The 21,545-nt window shown below is 70.3% G+C and carries 18 protein-coding genes; 11 read left to right on the top strand and 7 right to left on the bottom strand.

Annotation, left to right across the window (positions count from 1 at the left end; translation table 11 throughout):
- Positions 1-48 precede the first annotated feature (48 nt).
- From helR to AB5J62_RS22270, 3 genes are read left to right on the top strand one after another with little or no spacing between them, the layout of a single operon-like run.
- Positions 49-2,211 carry an RNA polymerase recycling motor ATPase HelR gene (gene helR, locus AB5J62_RS22280; protein ID WP_370941839.1) on the top strand — a complete coding sequence of 721 codons (2,163 nt, stop codon included), beginning with the start codon at positions 49-51 and terminating at the stop codon, positions 2,209-2,211.
- A gap of 44 nt (positions 2,212-2,255) precedes the next feature.
- Positions 2,256-2,621: a PadR family transcriptional regulator gene (locus tag AB5J62_RS22275; RefSeq protein ID WP_370941838.1), complete on the top strand. Its 366-nt coding sequence runs from the start codon at positions 2,256-2,258 to the stop codon at positions 2,619-2,621.
- Complete coding sequence (locus AB5J62_RS22270; RefSeq protein WP_370941837.1) at positions 2,618-3,979, top strand: permease prefix domain 1-containing protein; 1,362 nt, start codon at positions 2,618-2,620, stop codon at positions 3,977-3,979. Before AB5J62_RS22275 ends, AB5J62_RS22270 begins: the two co-directional genes overlap by 4 nt.
- Here the strand turns inward: AB5J62_RS22270 and AB5J62_RS22265 are convergent, their stop codons facing one another.
- The gene (locus tag AB5J62_RS22265; RefSeq protein WP_370941836.1) at positions 3,980-4,930 is read right to left on the bottom strand and encodes a D-alanyl-D-alanine carboxypeptidase family protein; all 951 of its coding nucleotides are present in this window, start codon (positions 4,928-4,930) and stop codon (positions 3,980-3,982) included.
- A 155-nt stretch (positions 4,931-5,085) separates the two neighbouring features.
- On the opposite strand from AB5J62_RS22265, the gene AB5J62_RS22260 reads away from it, so the two are divergent.
- The gene (locus AB5J62_RS22260) at positions 5,086-5,685 is read left to right on the top strand and encodes a dihydrofolate reductase family protein (protein WP_370941835.1); all 600 of its coding nucleotides are present in this window, start codon (positions 5,086-5,088) and stop codon (positions 5,683-5,685) included.
- 9 nt (positions 5,686-5,694) lie between these two features.
- Positions 5,695-6,807, top strand: coding sequence for a PucR family transcriptional regulator (locus tag AB5J62_RS22255; protein WP_370941834.1), 1,113 nt, complete (start codon positions 5,695-5,697; stop codon positions 6,805-6,807).
- Here AB5J62_RS22255 and AB5J62_RS22250 read toward each other — a convergent pair.
- Together AB5J62_RS22250 and AB5J62_RS22245 are read right to left on the bottom strand one after the other, a co-directional pair.
- Positions 6,804-7,748, bottom strand: coding sequence for an alpha/beta hydrolase (locus tag AB5J62_RS22250; protein ID WP_370941833.1), 945 nt, complete (start codon positions 7,746-7,748; stop codon positions 6,804-6,806). The genes AB5J62_RS22255 and AB5J62_RS22250 overlap by 4 nt on opposite strands.
- Positions 7,749-7,857: 109 nt before the next feature.
- On the bottom strand, positions 7,858-8,493 hold the full coding sequence (locus AB5J62_RS22245) for a DsbA family protein (RefSeq protein ID WP_370941832.1): 636 nt from the start codon (positions 8,491-8,493) through the stop codon (positions 7,858-7,860).
- Between the two features lie 78 nt (positions 8,494-8,571).
- Here AB5J62_RS22245 and AB5J62_RS22240 point away from each other — a divergent pair, with 78 nt between their 5' ends.
- The 3 genes from AB5J62_RS22240 to AB5J62_RS22230 all read left to right on the top strand — a co-directional run bounded on the left by AB5J62_RS22240 (position 8,572) and on the right by AB5J62_RS22230 (position 11,519).
- On the top strand, positions 8,572-9,711 hold the full coding sequence (locus AB5J62_RS22240) for a glycosyltransferase (protein WP_370941831.1): 1,140 nt from the start codon (positions 8,572-8,574) through the stop codon (positions 9,709-9,711).
- Positions 9,712-9,868: 157 nt separating this feature from the next.
- Positions 9,869-10,423 (top strand): M12 family metallopeptidase, encoded by a 555-nt coding sequence (locus AB5J62_RS22235; protein WP_370941830.1) that lies wholly within the window; start codon positions 9,869-9,871, stop codon positions 10,421-10,423.
- A gap of 151 nt (positions 10,424-10,574) precedes the next feature.
- Positions 10,575-11,519 (top strand): hypothetical protein, encoded by a 945-nt coding sequence (locus AB5J62_RS22230; RefSeq protein WP_370941829.1) that lies wholly within the window; start codon positions 10,575-10,577, stop codon positions 11,517-11,519.
- Positions 11,520-11,599: 80 nt separating this feature from the next.
- Here AB5J62_RS22230 and rimO read toward each other — a convergent pair whose 3' ends face one another.
- Genes rimO through AB5J62_RS22210 form a run of 4 tightly spaced genes read right to left on the bottom strand, consistent with a single transcriptional unit; the run spans position 11,600 to position 15,668 of the window.
- A complete protein-coding gene (gene rimO, locus AB5J62_RS22225; RefSeq protein ID WP_370941828.1) occupies positions 11,600-12,967 on the bottom strand; it encodes a 30S ribosomal protein S12 methylthiotransferase RimO in 1,368 nt (455 codons plus the stop codon).
- Positions 12,968-12,974: 7 nt separating this feature from the next.
- Positions 12,975-13,265 (bottom strand): hypothetical protein, encoded by a 291-nt coding sequence (locus tag AB5J62_RS22220; RefSeq protein ID WP_370941827.1) that lies wholly within the window; start codon positions 13,263-13,265, stop codon positions 12,975-12,977.
- Between the two features lie 26 nt (positions 13,266-13,291).
- Positions 13,292-14,500: an ATP-grasp domain-containing protein gene (locus AB5J62_RS22215; RefSeq protein ID WP_370941826.1), complete on the bottom strand. Its 1,209-nt coding sequence runs from the start codon at positions 14,498-14,500 to the stop codon at positions 13,292-13,294.
- Between the two features lie 10 nt (positions 14,501-14,510).
- On the bottom strand, positions 14,511-15,668 hold the full coding sequence (locus tag AB5J62_RS22210; protein WP_370941825.1) for an MFS transporter: 1,158 nt from the start codon (positions 15,666-15,668) through the stop codon (positions 14,511-14,513).
- Positions 15,669-15,796: 128 nt separating this feature from the next.
- Between AB5J62_RS22210 and AB5J62_RS22205 the strand changes: the two genes are divergently transcribed.
- The 3 genes from AB5J62_RS22205 (at position 15,797) to AB5J62_RS22195 (ending at position 21,161) form a co-directional block, all read left to right on the top strand.
- Complete coding sequence (locus AB5J62_RS22205; RefSeq protein ID WP_370941824.1) at positions 15,797-16,216, top strand: YciI family protein; 420 nt, start codon at positions 15,797-15,799, stop codon at positions 16,214-16,216.
- A 15-nt stretch (positions 16,217-16,231) separates the two neighbouring features.
- Entirely contained in the window at positions 16,232-17,509 is a 1,278-nt protein-coding gene (locus AB5J62_RS22200) for an RNA polymerase sigma factor (protein WP_370941823.1), read from the top strand.
- A gap of 127 nt (positions 17,510-17,636) precedes the next feature.
- Positions 17,637-21,161, top strand: a complete 3,525-nt coding sequence (locus tag AB5J62_RS22195; protein WP_370941822.1) for a M12 family metallo-peptidase — start codon at positions 17,637-17,639, stop codon at positions 21,159-21,161.
- Positions 21,162-21,545: the final 384 nt, after the last annotated feature.

Below are 21,545 nucleotides of genomic sequence, written 5' to 3'. Positions count from 1 at the left end.
GCACAATCTCTCGCCGTAGCCAGAACCTGGGGAAACGGGAGTCGCTGAGTGCAGGGGTACGACGAGGAATTGCGGTCGGAGCGGGACTACATCGCCGGGCTGTACACGCAGTTGGACGCTGAGCGGGCGCGGGCGAAGGGGCAGTACGTCGCGGCGCTGCGGGGGAGTGGCGAAGCGGTCATGGAGCGGGATGTCCAGGTGCGGGCTTCGGCGAAGGAGATGAAGCGGCTGGCGTTCGGGGACGATGGGTTGTGCTTCGGGCGGCTGGACACGCTGGCGGGTGAACGTTCTTATATCGGGCGGATTGGGCTTTTCGACGAGGACGATGCGTTCGAGCCGGTGCTGCTGGACTGGCGGGCGCCGGCGTCGCGGGCGTTCTATGTCGCGACCGCGGCCAGCCCGGAGGACATGCGGCGGCGACGGCAGTTCCATACGCGTGGGCGGACGGTGGTCGACTTCACCGATGAGGTGCTCGGGCGGCCTGGTGAGGGGGATCGGGGGGATGCGGCGCTGCTCGCGGCCGTCAACGCTCCGCGCGGTGAGGGCATGCGGGACATCGTGGCGACCATTCAGGCCGAGCAGGACGAGATCATCCGGCTGGACCACCCGGGTGTGCTGGTGATCGAGGGCGGACCCGGCACCGGGAAGACCGTGGTCGCGCTGCATCGCGTCGCCTATCTGCTCTACACGCAGCGGGAGCGGATGGAGCGGCACGGGGTGCTCGTGATCGGGCCGAACCCGGCGTTCCTGCATCACATCGGGCGGGTGCTGCCGTCGCTGGGTGAGTCGGATGTCGTGTTCATGACGACCGGGGATCTGGTGCCGGGGCTGAGTGTGACCGCCGAGGATGAGCCGGAGGTCGCGCGGGTCAAGGGTTCGCTGAAGATGCTCGACGTCCTGGCGGCGGCCATCGCTGATCGGCAGCGGCTACCTGAAGAGCCGATGCCGATTCAGCTGAAGGACGTCACCGTCCGGATCGACGCCGAGACCGCGGAATGGGCGCGGGACGAGGCGCGCAAGAGCGGCCTGCCGCACAACGAGGCGCGGTCCGTGTTCACCGAGATCGTCACGTACGTGCTGACCGAGCGGGCGATCGGCAGGATCGGGCGCGGCTGGCTGACCCGTGACGACCGGGAAGAGTGGGAGGACCTGCGGAAGTCGTTGATCAAGGAGCTCGCGGAAGACGACAAGTTCGTCGCGGTGCTTGATGAGCTGTGGCCGATCATGACGCCGGTCGACCTGCTGGCGGAGTTGTACATGTCGCAGCAGCGGCTGCGGGCGGCCGGTGCGGACCTGGCGCTGGCGCGGTCCGAAGGCACGGCGTGGACGGTGTCGGACGTGCCGTTGCTCGACGAGCTGGTCGATTTGCTGGGACCGGACAAGCCCGCCGACCGCAGCGTCGACCAGGAGCGGCGGGCCGAGGCCGAGTACGCCGAGGGCGTCATGCAGATGATGAAGCTCGACCGGGAGGAGCTGGACGAGGACGTCGCGCTCGTCGCCGAGCATCTGCTCTACGCCGAGGATCTGGCCGATCGGTTCGTCGAGGTCGACACGCGTGACCTCGTCGAGCGGGCGACCGCCGACCGGGACTGGACGTACCGGCATGTCGTCGTCGACGAGGCGCAGGAGCTGTCCGAAATGGACTGGCGGGTGCTGATGCGGCGGTGCCCGAACCGGTCGTTCACGGTCGTCGGGGACCTGGCGCAGCGGCGTTCGGAGGCGGGCGCGCGGTCGTGGGACGCGATCCTGCGGCCTTATGTGCCCGGCCGCTGGGTCTATCGGTCGCTGACGGTCAACTACCGCACGCCGGCGGAGATCATGGCCGTCGCGGGCGCGGTGCTCGCCGAGTTCGCGCCGGATGTGAAGGCGCCGGAGTCGGTGCGCGCGTGCGGCGTGCAGCCGTGGTCGCGGCGGGTCGACGACGCTGAACTCGTTGCGGCCATTGAGGAATTCAATGCCGGCGAGGCCGGTCGTGAAGGGACGAGCGTCGTCATCGGGCCGGCGGGGGTGGCGGGCGTGGTGCCCGCGTCGGAGACGAAAGGCCTGGAGTTCGACGCCGTGCTGGTGGTCGATCCCGAGCGGATCCTCGCCGAGGGGCCGCGTGGCGCGTCCGACCTCTACGTCGCGCTGACCCGCGCGACCCAGCGGCTGGGTGTGCTGCACCAAGGCGACTTGCCGGAGGCGTTGGCGGGGCTCGTTGCGAGGAGTTGATACCTAGCACTACTATGCCTAGGAGTTCTAGGCATGGAGGCTTGGTGAAGGTCACGAAGGATCTGGTCGCCGCATCGGCGACGCCGATGGTGCTGGGCATATTGGCCGAGGAGGACAGCTACGGATACGCCATTCTCAGGCGGATCAACGAGCTGTCCGCCGGTGAACTGGACTGGACGGAGGGCCTGCTCTACCCGTTGCTGCACCGGCTGGAACGCCTCGGCCACGTGAAGTCCAGCTGGCAGTCGGTCGCGGGGGAGCGGCGCCGCAAGTACTACAGCGTCACCGACACGGGCCTCGCCGAGCTGGCCGAGCAGCGACGGCAATGGGCGACGGTCGTCGACACGCTCAAGCAGATCTGGACCGGCCCCGGCGACGCCGGGCTGGCCATCGCGGGAGGTCTCGCGTGAGCACCCCCGACGAGCTGGAGTCGCAGTTCGCGCAGTGGCGCCAGTACCTGCAGAAGCGCCCTGAGCTGCGGAAAGCCGATGCCGACGAGCTCGAAGACCACCTGCGTGGCTCGGTCGATGAGCTCGTCGGCGCGGGGCTGCGCGCGGACGAGGCGTTCCTCGTCGCCGTCAAACGCATGGGCAGCCTCGACGACCTGTCCCGTGAATTCGCCAGGGAGCATTCGGAACGGCTGTGGAAGCAGCTGGTGCTCACCGGTGAGCCGGACGGCGCGGTGGCGTCCCGGTCGCGCCGGGATCTGATCGCGATGATCGTGTGCGCGGCGGGCGCGGCACTGTCCATCAAGGTCCCGGCACTGTTCGGAATGGACCTTGAGCACGACATGTCGTTCTACGGTCCCAATCTCGGCCTGTTCGTGCTGCCGTGGCTCGCCGGATTCCTCGCGTGGCGTCGCGGGGCGCCGAAACCGTTGATCGGAGCGCTGGCCGGGCTGTTCGTGCTTGGCGCGGTCGCGGCGAACGTCTTCCCGCTCGGCGACCAGTCGCAGACGCTGGTGCTGACCACCATCCATTTGCCGATCGCGTTGTGGTTCGCCGTCGGACTGTCCTATGTGTCCGATGAGCCGCGGTCGCCGAGGCGCCGCATGGACTTCATCCGCTTCACCGGCGAATGGTTCGTCTACTGTGTCCTCATCGGACTCGGCGGCATCGTGCTGATCGCGTTCACCTTCGGCACCTTCAAGGCGATCGGGATCGTCCCGGAGACGTTCGTCGGCCAGTGGCTCGTGCCCTGCGGCGCGTCGGCCGCGGTGGTCGTCGCGGGCTGGCTGGTCGAGGCCAAGCAGAGCGTCGTCGAGAACATCGCCCCGGTGCTCACCAGGCTGTTCACCCCGCTGTTCGCCTTGGGGCTGCTGGCTTTCCTGGTCGCGGTCGGCGTCAACGGCGCGGGCATCGACATCGAACGCGACGCGCTGATCCTGTTCGACCTGCTGCTGGTCGTGGTGCTCGCGCTGCTGCTCTACTCGATCTCGGCACGTGACCCGCTGGGCCCGCCCACCCTGTTCGACACGCTGCAGCTCGCGCTCGTGGTCAGCGCGCTGGCCATCGACGTGCTGGTGCTGCTGGAAATCGTCGGCCGGATCTCCGACTTCGGCACCTCGGCGAACAAGGCGGCCGCGCTGGGCGAGAACGTGATCCTGCTGGCGAACCTCGCTTGGGCGGCGTGGCTGACGCTCGGGCTGGTGCGGCGCCGGAAGCCGTTCGCGGCGGTCGAAAGCTGGCAGACGACCTATCTGCCGGTGTTCGCGGCGTGGGCTTGGCTGGTGGTACTGGTGTTCCCGCCGCTGTTCAGCTTCCAGTGATCAGCGGTTCGTGTCGACGATGGCGGGCAGCGCGTGCGCGACCGCCTCGACCAGCATCCCGCTGACGGAGAGCGCGGCCTCCAAGCCCTCTCGTGGTGTGTTGCCCGAGTTCTGGTGCAGGACGACGCCGAGCACGAGGCGCTTCTTCGTGCCGTCGGGCAGCTCCGCGGCCCACATGAGCGCGCCACCGGCGGCGGTGCTGGACCCGGTCTTGAGGCCGATCACGCCGTTGCGGCCGAGCAGGCTGTTGGTGTTGGGCAGGGTCCGGCCGCCCTTGCCGGCCTGAACGCTCGGCATGGCGACGATCGAGCGGATGACCGGCTCGCGCATGGCCGCGTGCGCGAGCAGCAGCTGGTCGGTGGCCGTGCTGGTGGTCGAGTCCTCGAGGCCGCTGGCCCCGGTGTAGTTCGTGGACTTCATGCCGAGGTCGGCGGCCGCGCGGTTCATCTTCTCGACGAACGCCTCCTGGCTGCCCGCGTCCCAGCGGGCCAGCTGGCGGGCGATGTTGTTGCCCGACGGGATGAGCATCAGCTCCAGCAGGTTGCGCTGGGAGAGGCGGTCGCCCGCGCGGACCGGCGCGCTCGACTCCTCCCGCGAGGACGACTCGGACTCGGCCTGCTTGTCGATGACGATGTCCGGGCCGGCCTCGCCGTCGCGGAGTGGATGCTCGAGGAGGATGAGGTAGGCGGTCATCACCTTGGTGACGCTGGCGATCGGGACGGGAGTCTGCACGCCGACGGCGCCGATGCGGCCGAGCCCTTCCACGTCCACCGCGGTCTGGCCGTCGGACGGCCAGGTCAGCGACGGCACCGCGAGCGGGCGGGGGCTCGCGAACCCGGCGATCGCGTGGGAAGACACCGCCCAGGTCGCGGCCGCGGCCACGAGCACCGCGACAACGGCGACGGCGGCCCAGCGGCGGCGCGACGTGGTTTTTTCGGCTTTCAGCTCCATGCGTAACACTTTGACCAGCGAAGATGATGAGAAAGTCCGGGAAATTCGACGATCTTGACCCGGTTATGTCGCGATTTCGTCCCAACGGGTGTCGAAAGCGGTGCGCGCCGATCGACGCGTTGACGAAAGCCACCGAAGAACGAGGGAGATTTCAGATGAGCAAGGTCATCGCCGGGGCCACCATGTCACTCGACGGCTTCATCGCCGGTCCCGAAGAAAGCGGCTTCGACCTGCTGTTCCAGTGGTACGGCAACGGTGACGTCGAGATCCCGTCCGACAGCCCGAGCGTGCCGGCGTCGCGGGTCTCGGCCGCGAGCGCCGAGCTGGTGAAGGCCGAGTACGCGAGCGTCGGCGCGCTGATCGTCGGGCGGTACCTCTACGACATGACCAAGGCGTGGGGCGGGCGGCACCCGCTGGGCGTGACCACGGTCGTGCTCACCCACGAGCGTCCCGCCGACCGGCCGGAGGACGACGAGAACCTCGTCTTCGTCACCGGCGGCATCGAGGCCGCGGTCGCGAAGGCGCGTGAGCTGGCAGGCGAGAAGAACGTCATCGTCAACGGCGGCCAGATGGCCAGGCAGTGCCTCGAAGCCGGGCTGCTCGACGAGGTCGGCGTCGAACTGGTGCCGGTCGTGCTGGGTGCGGGCAAGCCGCTGTTCGCCGAGCTCGGCAGTGCGCCGGTGCGGTTCGAGGGCCCGCACACGGTGGTCCAGGGCACCGGCGTCACGCACCTGCGCTACCGCGTGAAGAAGTAGCCTGGGCAGATGAAAGGCCTGCTTCTCCGACTGTCCGCTGTGGACGCGGACGCCGAAGCCGCGGTCAGGGTCATCGCCTACTTCGACGAGCTGGTGGCCAGGCACGGACGGCTGCCCGATCTCGTGCGCGCGGCGGCGTCGCTGGCGGAATGCGTCGCCGGGCTCGACCGGGACGGCGGCGCGCCGCTGCGGTTCGGCCCGGACGGCGAGCCCGCCGGCGCCGCGGTCGCCGAGCCGGCGTCGGCCGAGCTGGGGGAACCGGCAGGCCGGGTCTGGCTGGAACGGCCGGGGCCCGCGGGCCCGCTCGACGATCTCGTGCTGGAACGGTTCGCGATCGCGGCGCGGCTGCTCGCCAGGGCGGAGCGGGTCACGCCGCCGCCGCATCTGGCCGATCCCGCGCTGGTCGAGCTGCTGCTCGGTGAGCGGGCCGCGCCCGAGGACCGGGCGCGGGCGCTGGTGCTGCTCGGGCTCGACGCCACGCGGCCGGTGCGGGTGGTCGCGGTCGGGTCCACCGGCGGCGGCGACCCCGGCGCGGCCGCCGTCGGGCTGCTGGCGCGCGGCGGGCAGCCGGCCAGGCCGCAGGTGGCCGTGATCGGTGGCGTCGCGGCCGTGCTTTCCCAGCCGCGCGCGGACACGGTGATCGAGTCGCTGCGTGCCGCGCTCGACGACCGGGCGCGCGAGCGCAGCACCGCGGGCCCGATCCGGGTCGGCGTCGGCGACGCCGTGCCCGCACTCGAGGTCCGGCGCTCGTGGGTGCAGGCCAAACTGGCCGAACGGTTCGCGGTCGCGGGTGTCGAGCCGGTCGTCGTGCACAGCGATCTCGGGTCGCTGACGTTGCTCGCGGAGATCCCGGTCGCGCGCCTGCGGGCGCAGGAAGACGTGCGCGCGCTCGACGCGCTGGCCGCGACGCCGACCGGAGCGGCCGACGTCGCGACGCTGGAAGCGTTCTGCCGCACGGGTTCGCTGCGGCAGGCGGCGCTGGCGTTGCACCGCCACCACAGCTCGGTGGCGACGAGGCTCGCGCACGTCGAAGAAGCGCTGGGCTGGCGGCTGGACGAGCCGGGCGACCGGTTCCGTGCCCGGCTCGCGCTGCTCGCCCGCCGCCTCGCGCAGCGCGGCTAGCTCACGCCGAGCGCCCGACCGAGCACCGCGATGGCCTCGGCGACCTCGCGCTTGCTGACCGCGGCGTGCTGGACCAGCGAGGAACCGTGGAAGGTGCCCGGGAACAGGTGCAGCTCGGTGGTGACACCCGCCGCGAGCAACGCCTGCGCGTACGCGATGCCTTCATCGCGCAGCGGGTCGAACTGCATCGCGGAGATGTACGCGGGCGGCAGGCCCGTGAGGTCGGTCGCCCGCGCGGGCGCGGCGTACACCGGGACGCCCGCGCCGCCGCGGACGCCGGCGCCGAGATAGCAGTCCCAGCTGACCTCCGCGCGCGGGCTGCTCCACATGGGCGTGTCGACGAACGCGCGCATGCTCGGCGTGTCGAGGCGGTCGTCGATCTCGGGCACGCCGAGGTACTGGAACGCGATCGCCGGGCCGCCGCGGTCGCGGGCCAGCAGCGCGAGCGCCGCGCAGAGCCCGCCGCCCGCGCTGATGCCGTGGATCGCGAGCCGGGCCGGGTCGATGCCGAGTTCGGCGGCGTTCTTGGCGGTCCAGACCAGCGCCGCGTAGCAGTCTTCGAGCCCGCCGGGGAACGGCGTCTCCGGGGAGAGCCGGTAGTCGACGGACACGACCACGACGCCGAGTTCCCTCGCGAACTGGAGGTTCGCCGCGTGGTCGAAGTCCAGGTCACCGACCATGAAACCGCCGCCGTGCACGTCGAGGATCGCGGCGGGCGCGGTGCGCCGCTCGGGGACGTAGATCCGGACGGGGACGTCCGGCGCGCCCTCGGGACCGGGTATCAGCTGGTCGCGGACGCTGACCCCGGTGGTGTCGAGCGAGCCCTGCATTTCGGCGAGGAGTCCTTTGAGGCGCTCGCGCGTGCCCGGCAGATCGCTGAGGTCGGAGTGGGGCAGCATCGGGATGGCTGCGGCGATCTCCGGGTCGAACGCGTAGGTCATCGGTCCTCCAAGGCATCGGGTACCGGTCCGATTTTCGCCGTGCCCGGCCGGGATTTCATCCGCCACTCGTCGCCGGACCCGGCGGCCGGGCCCGACGGACGCGCGGACTTCAGCGTGCCTGCTCCAGCGCGGCCAGGAACGTCTCGGCGGACTGCGCGCCCGAGACGCCGTGGGTGCCGTTCAGCACGAAGAACGGGACGCCGGTGATGCCGAGGCGCTTGGCCTGGTCGATGTCGGCCTGGACCTCGGCCGCGTACTTGGTGCCACGCAGGACATCGGCGGCCTCGGCCGCGGGCACGCCGACCTCGGCGCCGAGCCGGACGAGCGTGTCGGGATCGTCGATGACCTCGCCATCGGACAGGTGCGCCTTGAGCAGCCGTTCGTGCATCCGGTCGCCAAGGCCGTGCTCGGCGGCGAGGTGGCCGAGGCGGTGCGCGTCGAGCGTGTTGACCGCGATGGCGCGGTCGAGGTGATAGGTCAGGCCCTCGGCGGCGGCCAGGTCGGTGACCTGCCGCTGCATGCCGTCGACCTGCGCGGGCGGCGCGCCGAACTTGGCCGCGAGCATCTCCCGCACCGGGACCCGGTGGCCCTTTTCGTGCGCCGGGTCAAGCTGGAAGCTGTGCCAGTGGAGCTCGACGTCGTGCTCGAAACGGCCGAGCGCGGTCTCCAGGCGGCGCTTGCCGATGAAGCACCAGGGGCAGATGACGTCGGACCAGATGTCGACGCGCAGAGCGTTCTCAGGCATGGGCCACTTCCATTAGTTTCTTCTTGTTAGTAACCCCACTGTACGGCAGTATCGGCGGTGCTGTGGAAGTGTGCCCGTGTGCGAGTGGCAGTGGTCGCCGGTGCCGATCCCGGTCATGTGTTCCCGGCGATCGCGTTGTGCCTGCGGTTCCTCGAAGCGGGCGACGAGCCGACGTTGTGCACGGTCGATCCGTGGGTCGACGCCGCCGCGGACCTGGGCATCGGCGTGCTCCGGCTGAACGGGCTCGCGCCCGGCCGCGACCTCGATCTCGGCCGCGCGCTGCACGACCGGGCCGCGATGCTGGCGCCGTCGCTCGCGCCGCTCCTGACCGGGCTCGAACCGGACCTGGTGGTCTGCGACGTCATCGCGCAAGGCGGCGGGATGGCCGCCGAGCTGGCCGGGGTGCTGTGGGCGCAGCTCTCGCCGCATCCGCTGTACGAACCGTCGCGAGGGCTGCCGCCGATCGGCACCGGGCTGGCCGCGGGCGTCGGGGTCGGCGGGAAACTGCGCGACGCGGCGTTGCGCGCGGCGGCGGCGAGGTCGATCCGGCGCGGTGACGAGCAGCGCGCCCGTGCCAGGCGCGGCATCGGGCTCGCGTCGCGCGGTCCGGGGCCGCTGGTGCGGCTGATCGCGACGTTGCCCGCGCTGGAGGTGCCGCGCCCGGACTGGCCGTCGAACGCGCACATCGTCGGACCCCTGCTGTGGGAGGCGTCCCGGCGTCGCCTGGCGCCGCCGCCCGGTGACGGGCCGCTGGTGGTGATCGCGCCGTCGACCGTGGCTTCCGGAGCCGCCGGGCTGGCCGAAGTGGCGCTGGACGCGTTGCGGGGCATGGGTGTTCGCGCGGTGGTGTCGACGTTCGGCCCGGCGCCCGAGTTGCCGGACTGGGCGCGGGCGGGTCAGGGCAGGCAGGACGAGCTGCTGCGCGAGGCGGCGGTCGTGGTGTGCGGGGGAGGGCACGGGCTGCTCGCGAAGGCGTTGCTGGCCAAGGTCCCGGCGGTGCTCGTTCCCGGCGGCGGCGACCAGTGGGAAATGGCCAACCGGGTCGCCAGGCACGGCAGTGGCGTGCTCGTCCGGCCATCCACAGTGGACACTCTGCGCGCCGCGGTGAGCCGGGTGCTGGGCGACCCGGGTTTCGCGGCGGCCGCCGCGCTCGCCGCCGCCTCGGCGGCGGCTGTCGCCGACCCGGTGGAAGTCTGCCGCGCGGCGCTCGGAACGTGATACTCCCTTCGGGTGCGGCATTTCGGCCGTGCGCCATCGTCCACAATGGACTTTTGGGCCGATAGAGTGGAATTCGTGGCCGCGCGTGCTCGGCGCGTGCTTACATCGTTCCCCTGAACCGGCAGCTCTCGGTCATGGGGAGAGAAGGAGCGCGCTGATGGGTGTCATCAAGAAGAACGCGGGACGCTGGAGCGATCACATCCCGTACGAGTACCACACGAGTGTCGCGGCAGGCTCGGTCGCGGCCAAATGGCTTGACCAGAAAGTCAAGGAGTTCAACGACTTCATCGGCAAGGAGGTCTTCCAGCCGCGGTCGGGTGAAGCGGACTACGCGGTGTTCGACCTGGTCACCGGGAACTGCAACTCGGCGATCGGCAAGCAGGGCGGCCGCCAGGTCATCCAGTACAAGGAAGACACCGGCGGGATGACCGTGCACCACGAGATGGGCCACTGCGTGGGCATGGGGCACGAGAACTTCCACCCGGACTACCCGTACAAGACGAGGTTCACCAAGGGCAGCATTCCTGAGGAGCAGTGGAAGCGGAACCACGTCAACTACGAGGGACACGGCGACTTCGACAACGAGTCGATCATGCGCTACACGGCGGCGTCGCTCGAAATCACGCTGACCGGCGTCGAGCTGGCGAACGACGCGCGGCGCCAGGCGATGAGCAAGGGTGACAAGGCGACCGTGCTCTATTTGATGACGTGAGCACCGAGTCCGGCTGAGGTTGCTTCGGCGCGGCGGACTTTGTCTCTAGGGACAGTGTTTCGCCGCGCGGGGGCAGAGTCGGCGCCGGAACCGGCTGGTGTTGCCCGTTGACGAACACAATCGCCACATGGGATATCGAAAACATCGCGTGGTGAGCGCGATTGTGGCTGTGCTTTTCGTGATGGCGGGTGCCGGGGTTGTCGGTGCGACAGCGGCGAATGCGGCGGGGCAGCGGCCGATTTACGCCATCGCGCACCGGGTGGACACCACCGACGGGGTGCTGGCCGCGATCAAGCATGGTGCCAACGCCATCGAGATCGACGTCTGCTCCTGGTGGAACCCGAACGAGTGGCGGGCGTGGCACGACTGCTCGTCGGCGGGGGACACGCGGCACGGGCCGAGCGTGGCGAGCATGTTCGACCTGATCGCGGCCCAGGCGCGGGCGGGGCGGCGGCTTTCGCTGGTGTGGCTGGACATCAAGGATCCGAACTACTGCGGGGAAGCGCCCAACCGGGCGTGCAGTGTCGCCGGGCTCCATGACCAGGCGCAGAAGCTGACGGCCGCGGGCATCCAGGTGCTCTACGGCTTCTACGAGTACCACGGCGGCGGCACGCCGGACGTGGGCGGGCGCGGGTGGCAAAGCCTGCAGGGCAAGCTCGGCAGGCTCGAAGGCATCACCACCACGGGCTCGCTCGCGTCGGTGCAGAACACCTACGCGCAGCACGGCTCGGGACTGCCGAACGGCCGCCGGGCGATGGACTACGGCGATTCGGACATCACGAAGGGGTTCGGCAACTGCACCGAGCCCACCTACTACACCTGCGCGGAGCTGAAGAAGGCCGCGGGCGCGCGGAACTCGGGTTCGCTCGGGGCGACCTTCTCGTGGACCACGGACTACAACGATCCCTGGTACGTCGACAAGCTGCTGGGTGAGGCCGGTGTCAACGGCATCATCGCCGGGTGGGCCAAGAACCAGGTGACCGAGTACAACGACGGCTGGCAGTGCTCGCAGTCGATCGCGGCCGTCCGCGACTGGGTCGCCAAGCACGGCGCCACCCACCGCATGGCCACCCCGAACGACCTGCTCTTCCACTGAGCCCCGGGATAAAGCCCGCTAAACTCCCGGGGATAAAGCCCGCTTTATCCCCGGGAGTTTAGCCCGCTTTATCCCGGGTTCTAGATCGGGTCGGCGATGAGGTCGACGCCTTGGGAGCCGACGACCTTGGCCGTGATCAGGTCGCCCATGGCGGGCTTGTCGCCGGTGATGGTGACCGTGCCGTCGACGTCGGGTGCCTGGTGCGCCGCCCAGCCGGTGCCGTCCTCGCCGACGATGACCTCGACGAGCGAGCCGACGCGGTCTTCGGCGCGCTGGGAGGAGACCTCGTCGGCGAGCAGTGCGAGCCTGGTCGCGCGTTCGGAGATGACCGACGCGTCGAGTTTGTGCTCGAACCCGGCCGCTTCGGTGCCTTCCTCGTCCGAGTAGCCGAAGACGCCGATCGCGTCGAGGCGTGCCTCGCCGACGAAGCGTTCCAGTTCCGCGAACTCTTCGTCGGTCTCGCCGGGGAAGCCGACGATGAAGTTGGACCGGATGCCGGCCTCCGGTGCCAGGTCGCGGACGCGGCCCACCAGATCGAGGAACCGTTCGCGGTCACCGAACCGGCGCATGCGCCGGAGCACCGTGCCGCTGGCGTGCTGGAACGACAGGTCGAAATACGGTGCCACACCGGGTGTCCCGGCCAGCGCCTCGATCAGCGGCGGCCGCAGTTCCGCCGGCTGGAGGTAGCTGACCCTGATGCGGTCGACCACGCCCGCGAGCCGGGGGAGCAGCTTCTCGAGCGCGCCGAGGTCGCCGAGATCCTTGCCGTAGGACGTGGTGTTCTCGCTGACCAGGATGACCTCGCGGACGCCGTGTCCGGCGAGCCATTCGGTCTCCGCGACGACGTCGTCGGGCTGACGTGAGGTGAACGCGCTGCGGAACGCCGGGATCGCGCAGAACGTGCACCGCCGGTCGCAGCCCGAAGCCAGCTTGACCGGGGCGATCGGGCCGCCGCCGAGCCGGTGCCGGAGCACCCGCGGCCCGCTCGCCGGACCCTGGTGGCCGGGCACGTGCGCGGTTTGCGCGGCCTGGCGCTCGACCGGGGTGATCGGCAGCAGCGTGCGGCGGTCCCGTGGCGTGTGCGCGGTCTTCGTCTGTCCTTTGAGGACATCTTCGAGCCGTTCGCCGATCTCGGGATAGTCGTCGAACGAGAGCACCGCGTTGGCTTCCGGCAGCGCGGCCGCGAGTTCGGCGCCGTACCGCTCGGCCATGCAGCCGACGGCGACCACCTTCGCGCCCGAGCCGGAGGCCGCGAGCACCGTGTCGATCGACTCCTTCTTCGCGGCTTCGATGAACCCGCAGGTGTTGACGACCACGACGTCGGCCTCGGACCCCGCGGGCGCGAGCTGCCAGCCCGCGGCGTCCAGCCTGCCCGCCAGTTCCTCCGAGTCGACCTCGTTGCGCCCGCAGCCCAGCGTGACCAGCGAAACGGTTCGTTTGGCCGTCATGGGCGGGTCAGGCCGCAGTCACCTTCGCGGCGATGTCGACTTTCGCCGGGTGGTGGTCACCGCAGGCGAACGCGGTCCTGGCCGGGTGGTGGTCCCCGGTGGTGCGTTGCGGCTCGATCTCGACCTCGGCGGAGATCTCGGGGACCTCGGCGCCCGCGGGCAGGTAGACGGTCACCTCGGAGCCGGTGGTGAGCCGGACGCGGGCCACCTTGCGGTCGCCGATCTCGAACACGCCGGTGCAGACGGCGGTTTCGGTGCTGGCGCGGCGTTCTTCGGTGAGCTGCTTGATCGTCGTCATGAGGAACTCCCCAGATCTAGGCCGGTTTAGCCTGACTGTGGCAGCGTTCGCGGGGACGGACAAGGTGGTGGATCCGCCACCTTGACAAGCCGCTCCAAGAGCTCGGCACGCGCGATTTCGGCCGCGTGCGCGGCTTTTTCGGCGTTCTCGGCGACCGCGATGACGTACCCGATCCGCTCGTCGTTCGTCGTCGCCGGGCGGATCTCGGCGCCCGGGGTGTAGTGGACGCGGACGACCTCGGGTGGCAGCGCGAGATCGCCGGGCAGTTCGGGCGCCCGTCCGGTGAACGGCGCGGTGAGGAACCGGATCGCCGCGCCGCGCCTGGGGATTTCCCGGTGCTCGTGCGGTTCGCCGAGCGCGTCGAGCAGGGTCTCGCGCATGGGATCGCGCCCGGTCGCGAGCACGAGCAGCTCGAAGATGCGGTCGCCGCCCATGCGCCGGTTGATCTCGGTGACCGCCGGGCCGTCGTCGGTGAAGACGAACTCGACGTGCGACGGCCCGGTCCGGTGACCGATCGCCTCGACGGCGCGGATCGCCTCGATCTCCAGCGCGCTCGTGTCGATCCTGGCCGGGACCGTGTGGCCGAGTTCGAGGAAATGGGGTGGCCCGGAGCAGTCCTTCTCGGTCACCGCGAGCACCTCGTGGGTGCCGTCCACCGAGCGCACCTCGACGCTGAATTCGGGGCCGTGCAACCGTTCCTCGACCAGTACCGGCCCATTCGCGGCCGCCGACGCGTGCCGCCAGGCGAGCGGGACGTCCGCCGGGCCGTCGATCACGTGCACGCCTGCTTTCGCAACGCCGATCGGCGGTTTGACCACGGCCTGAAAGCCGAGTTCCCGCGCGAAAACTTCGACGGCGTCTTGGTCGGAGCAGAGCCGGAAACGGACCGGCCGCGTCGCGGTCGCGGCGAGCTGCTCGCGTACACTCGCTTTGTCGAAACCGAGCGAACTCACCGGACCCGGCACCGACCGGACGTCGAGCGCGGACGCGATCGCCGCCAGCGCGGGCAGGGCGTAGTGCCGCACACCGACGACGACATCGACGGGATCGATCGAGTGGATCCGGGTCGCCGCTTCGACCGCCGCGGCCACATCGGTGTAGTCGACGTGCACGTACCGGTAGACCCAGCCGGCCTCGCGATCATCGGGGCCCAGTTGCAGCAACGAAACCCGCGCCGGGAGCCCGACGAGCCGGTTCGCCAGCTCCGGCCAGGCACCGACCAGCACCAGATGCACACCCGCCCCCTCAGGCCACGAGCTGAGGCCGGGACACCCGGTGCCGCAGCAGCACATATCCGGCCGCGTCGGCGAAGAGCACGAGCGACGCCGACAGCCAGAACCCCAGCCTGCCCGCCGCCGAGCCGTCGAGCAACGCGCCGGCCAGCAAGCCCGCCGCCGCGCCGCCGATGGCCCACGCGGTGGTCATGTAGCCAAGGTATACGCCGGTCGCCCCGGCGGGCGCGAGCTGCACGGCGATCACTTCGGCGGCCGCGAACAACGCGAGTTCGCCCGCGGTGAGCAGCGCCATCCCGGTGTATAACGTCCAATACGGCTCCGCGATGCACAGCGCGCAGCCGGCCGCCATCAAAACAGCGGAGACGACGAGCGTCCCCGCGCGCTGCGGCAGGGTGTGCTCGTCCGTCTGGCGGCCGACGCGCTTGCCGAGCAGCACGACCACGAGCGCGTTGAGCGCGTTGATCAGGCCGACTTCGAGGTAGCCGAGCCCGCGGCTCGCGGCTTCCAGCGGCAGCGCCGCGACGAGCAGCGACATCCCGAACCACAGCGGGACGGTCAGCAGGCAGTACCCGGCGAACCCGCGGTCGGCCAGCGGGGCGAGCGCCTGCCGCCAGAGCGAGGTGACCTTCGCGGGCGGTCGCCGCGCCCGGCGGAACCGCACGACCGCGGCCACGGCGCTGCCCGCGTAGAGCACCGCCGAGATCGCGAACACCGCGCGCGGCGCTCCGGCGGCGGAGAGCCCGGCGGCGACGAGCGGGCCGAGGAACGCGCCGACGTTCGTGGCCACGTAGAACCCGGCGGAGGCCGACGCGGTGGCGGCGTCGGCGAGCACCACCTTGCTGCCCGCGTTGTAGGCGAGCCCGCCGATGCCGTCGACGGTCACCGCGACCAGCCACAGCGGGAACGACATCGACGAGGCCAGCACCAGGTAACCGGCCGCCTCCAGCAGCAGCCCGGCGACCAGCACGCGCTCGGGCGCCCAGCGGTCGCAGAGCAGGCCGACCGGCACGGCGAACGTCCGGCGGCAGAGCGTGTGGACGGCGATGAGCAAGCCGACCTCGGCAGGCGCCATGGCGCCCGCTTGCAGTGCGATCGAGCCCAGCAAGGGGATGGTCAAAAAGTAGCCGAAGCTGGTGACCACCCTGGTCGAAGCGATGAAACGGTGCATCCCGTACCCCCAGAGCCGCCGATGATAGAAAAAATTTCCGGCGGGTGTCGATCGGCGGCGTTGCCCGTTCGACCTTGGGGTGAGAGGGTCCCGGCAGACGGGGTCCGACACATCAGGGAGACACGACCATGAAGTACATGCTGATCATGCGGGCCACCGATGAGACGTTCGAAGAGTTCCAGAACATCGACTTCACCGAGATCATGAACGCGATGGGCAAGTTCAACGACGAGATGATCAGGGCGGGCGTGCTCGTCTCGGCCGAGGGGTTCGAGGACCCGTCGAACACGGTCGTCGTCGATTACTCGGGCGAGACGCCGGTCGTCACCGACGGCCCGTACGGTGAGACCAAGGAACTCTTCGGTGGCTTCTGGGTGATCAACGTGGCCTCGAAGGAGGAGGCCGTCGAGTGGGCCAAGCGCGCGCCGATGGCGGGCGCCGGCAGCAAGGCGGAGATCAGGCGGATCACCTCGATCGACGAGTTCCCCCAGGACAACGAGTGGATCAAGAAGGAGCGGGCGTGGCGCGAGGCCACCGGCCAGCTCTGAGGCAGGGGGGACGCGGTGGCCGAGCCGACCGGCCGTGAGGCAGTCGCCGCCATCTGGCGGATCGAGTCGGCGCGGATCGTCGGCGCGCTCGCGCGCTACACCGGCGATTTCGCGCTGGCGGAGGACATCGCCCAGGAGGCGCTGGCCGAAGCACTCGTGACCTGGCCACGCGAAGGCGTCCCGAACAAACCGGCTGGCTGGCTGCTCACCGTCGGCAAGCGCCGCGCGATCGACGCGTTCCGCAGGCGCTCGGCTCTCGATGAGCGGTACACCGCCCTCGCCCACGACCTGGGCGAGGGCGGTGCCCTCATGACCAGCGTGCCCGACGATCCGGCCGACGACGCCGCATGGGACCCGGACCAGATCGACGACGACGTGCTCGCGCTGATGTTCATCTCGTGTCACCCCGTGCTCTCGCGCGAGGCCAGGGTGGCGTTGACCTTGCGCGTGGTCGGCGGTCTGACCAGCGACGAGATCGCGAAGGCGTTCCTCGTGCCGACCGCGACCGTGCAGGCGAGGATCACCCGCGCGAAGAAGACGCTCGGCGCGGCGGGTGTCGCGTTCGAGGTGCCCGCGGCCGAGCAGCGTGCCGAGCGGCTCGGGTCGGTGCTCAGTGCGATCTACGTGATCTTCACGGAGGGTTCGTCGGCCAGTTCCGGCGGCGACCTGATCCGGTTCGACCTCGCGGGCGAGGCGCAGCGGCTCGCGCGCGTGCTGGCTCGTTTGGTCCCGGACGAACCCGAGGTGCACGGGCTGCTGGCGTTGCTCGAGCTGACGGCGGCGCGGTTCCCGGCGCGCACCGGGCCCGACGGTGAGCCGGTCTTGCTCGAACAGCAGGACCGCAGCCGCTGGGACCGCTCGGCGATCCTGCGTGGACGCGCGGCGCTGGCACGCGCCGAGAAGGCGGGCCGGGGCTTTGGCGCGTATGGCCTGCAAGCCGCGATCGCCGAGTGTCATGCCATCGCGCCGTCGGTCGACGAGACCAGTTGGGAGCGTGTGGTGCTCCTGTACGAAGGGCTGGGGAAGCTCATGCCGTCGCCCGTGATCGAGCTGAACCGCGCGGTCGCGGTCTCGATGGCGAACGGGCCAGAGGCCGCTTTGCCGTTGGTGGACAAGCTCGTCGCCGCCGAGGCGTTGCCGAACACGCATCTGCTGCCGACCGTGCGAGGCGAGCTGCTGACCCGCCTCGGCCGGGTCGACGAGGCCCGTGTGGAGCTGGAGGCGGCCATGGGGCTCTGCGGCAACGAACGCGAACGCGCAGTGCTGCGGCGCAAGATCGACGATCTCGGCTGATCCGACCTACTTTCGTCAGTTCTGGCGCGCCCGTTTTGTGGCGAGGATGGGAATTTCACCCGGTCTTGTGGGGAAGGCCGGGCTCTGGAGATCCCGCTGCCCGTCGCCGGGCGTTGTAGGAGGAGTTTTGACGTTGGGAAGATCCTCGTTGTCGCGTGGCAGAACCCTGGCCACGCTGGCGGTCGCCGGGCTGGTGGTCGCGCTGCTGCCCACCGCGGGCGCCGCGGCACCGGCCGGACCGGCCAGCCCGTGGACCAAGGTCGAGCCGGGCGCGGCCGCGCGATCGGCCAAGCAGTCCAAAGAACCCGAGATCAGGACCGAACGGTTCGCCGGGTTCAGCCTCGACCGGCCGATGATGACCTCGGGACTGCAGCGGGTCGCCGCGCAGCCCGGTGAAGAGGTGCTGCTGCCGACGCCGGAAGGGACGGTGCAGCGGTTCTCGCTGGCCGACACGCCGGTGATGGAGAGCGGCCTCGCCGCCAAGCACCCGGAGATCAAGACCTACTCCGGCAAGGGCATCGACGACCCGACCGCGACCGTCCGCGCCGACCTGACGCCGCTGGGGTTCCACGCCTCGGTGCGCTCGGCCAAGGGTTCCTGGTTCGTCGACCCGTACTACAAGCGTGACCAGAGCCTGTACGCCAGCTACTACGGCCACGATCTGTCCAACCAGGGCGCGGGGCCGCTGGTCGAGCACGAGGAAATCGACGAGCTCGTCCAGGACATCCTGCCCGCCGACGCCGGTCCGCTCGTCAAACTGCGCACTTACCGGCTGGCGCTGGTGACCGACCCGTCGTACGCGACCTACTTCGGCGCGGAGAACGTCACCGCCGCCAAGGTCACGCTGGTGAACCGGGTCGCGCAGATCTACGAAGACGAGACGGCCATCCGGCTGTTGCTCATCAACGACACCGACAAGACCAATCTGAACACGACCGAGGCGGCGACCGGGCCGAACGGTCCGTGTGGCGCGGCGGCCTGTTACACGGCCGCGCAGATCGCGGGCTGCACCGGCAACCTGCTCAGCCGCAACCAGATCGTGCTCGGCCAGCTGGTCGGCGCGAGCGCGTACGACGTCGGGCACATCGGCCTCGGCGTGAACGGCGGCGGTGTCGCGGGACTCGGTGTCGTCGGCGGCGCTTCGAAGGCGCGTGGCTGCACGGGCTTGCCGACGCCGGTCGGTGATTTCTACGCCGTCGACTACGTGGCGCACGAGGTCGGCCACCAGTTCGCAGGCAACCACACCTTCAACGGCACGCAGGTGAATTGCTCGGGCGCCAACCGCAGTCCCGCCAACTCCTACGAGCCGGGCAGCGGTTCCTCGATCATGGCCTACGCCGGGATCTGCCAGCAGGACAACCTGCAGCCGCACAGCGACCCGTACTGGTCGCAGCGCAGCTTCACCGAGATCTCGACGTTCACCTCGACCACGCGGCCGTCGATCAGCGAGGTGCAGAACGTCTCGCTGACCGGGTTCGACGGCACGGACTCGTTCACCCTTTCCTATGGCGGCCAGACTTCGGCGGCGATCGTCCGGGGCACGAACTACACGGCGGCCGGCATCAAGGCCGCGATCGAAGGCACCCAGGGCTGGCCCGCCGGCGCGACCGTCAGCGTCTCCGGTTTCGGTGGCGGCGCGCTCAACGACACCGGGTTCCAGGTGACCTTCGGTGGCGCGCTCGCCGGGATCGACGTCGCTTCGCTGATCGTGGCGGGCACCGGCACCAGCGGTTTCGCCGGTGAGACCGTCGACGGCGGCCCGCAGGAGAACACCGGGTTCAAGGTCGAGGACACGGCGAACCACGCGCCGGTCGTCACCGTCTCGCCGTCGTACACGATCCCGGTCCGCACCCCGTTCGCGTTGAACGGCAGCGCGACCGACGCCGACGGTGACATGCTCAAGTACCTGTGGGAGCAGAACGACCGCGGCGCCGCGGCCGGCACGGCATTGGTGAACAACACCAAGACCGCCGGTCCGCTGTTCCGCCAGTTCGGCACCGCGGCGATCGTGACCGCCGAGGACACACTCAAGTACTACTCGCCGGGCGAGAACGCGGTGAACGGCGAGACCACGCGCGTCTTCCCCGACTACGCGCAGATCGCCGCGGGCAACACCAACGCCAAGACCGGCGCCTGCCCGGCCGCTCCGGCGCCGCCCGCCGTGGTGCCCGCCACGCTGGTGGACTGCTACTCCGAGTTCCTGCCGACCGCGGACTGGACCGGGTTCACCGGGGACCGGACGCTGCATTTCCGGCTGACCGCGCGTGACTACCGGCCGGGCGGCGGTGGCATCGGCACCGCCGACACGGCGCTGAAGCTGGCGTCCACCGCTGGTCCGTTCCTGGTGACCTCGCAGGCCACCGGCGGCACCTTCCCCGGTGGTTCGGCGCAGCCGATCACCTGGGACGTCGCCGGCACCAACGTGGCGCCGGTCGACGCGGCCAACGTGAAGATCTCGCTGTCGACCGACGGCGGCCTGACCTTCCCGCACGTGCTGGCCGAGAGCACGCCGAACGACGGCAGCGAGACGCTGGCGATCCCGGACGTGGCCACCACGAAGGCACGCGTCAAGATCGAGGCGGTCGGCAACGTGTTCTTCGACCTGAGCGACGCCGACTTCACCATCCAGGCCTCGCCCCGCGTGACGGTGCCCGGCGACTCGTCGGTGCAGTACAGCGACGCGCTTTCGCTGCCGGTCACGGCCGCGGACCCGGACAGCCCCGCCGCGGGTCTCACCGCGACCGCGACCGGACTGCCTGCCGGACTGTCCCTTGTGGACAACGGAGCCGGTGCCTGGACGATCTCGGGCACCGTCACGGCGGCGCCGGGTTCCTACCCGGTTTCCGTGGCGGTCAAGGATGATTCCGGCCTGGTCGGCAAGTCCGCGTTCGTCATTCAGGTGAAGCCGGAGGACGCCGTCGCGACGTACACCGGCGACGCGCTGGTGTACGGCAGCGCGGTGCTGTTCCGCGCGACCGTGCAGGACAACACCGACACCAGCCCCGGCGACGTCCGTTCCGGGACGGTCACCTTCTCGGCCGGTGGCCAGGCGCTGTGCTCGGCGCCGCTGGCACTGCTCGGCACGGACGCCACGTCCGGGTCGGGTAGCTGCTCCGCGCAGCTTCCGCCGGGTTCGCAGCCGGTGACGGTCACCGTCGGCGGCAACTACGCGGGCACGGCCGCGGCTTCGGTCGACCTGGACCGTTCGCGGACGACCGGGGCGATCGTCGCCGGCAGCCTGCGCGCGTCGAAGTCGGCGGGCACGTACCCGGCGGCGGCCGGGTCGAAGATCGACCTGTCCCTGGTGCTGGCGCACGCCAACGCCAAGACGAGCGGCCTGGGCACGGTCACGTTCCAGTCCGGTGGCAAGCGGTACCAGGTGCTCGCGTCCGCGTTCGAATCCTTTGGCGCCAAGGCGTCGCTGCAGTCGAGCTCGCTCGACCTGCGCGCCAAGGCCACGCTGAAGGAGGGCTCGCGCGTGGTCGGCTCCGGGCTGACGCTGCGCGTCACCGCCTCCGGCGGGTTCCTCGGTACGCACGGCGCGGCTTCGGTTTCGCTCTATGACGGGGAAAAGCTGCTGTTCTCGTCCGAGTGGACCGGCGCTGCGACGGCGTCGAGCCCGCTGAGCGGCGGGGCGGTACTGGTCGCCTGAGGACCGGGGTCGTGAGTGTTCCGGCCGGTTCTAACCGGTCTAAACACTCACGACCCCCATGGCGCTCGTCGCGTAGTCGCCGGTTTGGTCAGGGCCTCCCTCACCCGAATCCGCCGGGTGAGGGCCTCCTTGACCCGAAATGTCGGGTGAGGGAGGCCCTGACCGCCTGCGGCCGGGTGAGGGAGGCCCTCACTCCAGCCCGCCGACCCATGCACCACCCGAGGCATTCCTCGGCACCCATCAACTGTCCACTCAGGACACCGGCCGTCACCTTCGCTGCCGAAGCCGCTGGGGGCCTGTATGAAGGCTCCCCTCATACGGGCCGAACTGGATGAAGGGAGCCTTCATACATGCGAACCCCGCCGTCAGCGCGAGCCCTGGGCG

The organism is Amycolatopsis sp. cg5, from assembly GCF_041346955.1.
Classification (GTDB): domain Bacteria; phylum Actinomycetota; class Actinomycetes; order Mycobacteriales; family Pseudonocardiaceae; genus Amycolatopsis.
This window is presented reverse-complemented; position numbering and strand designations above follow the sequence as displayed.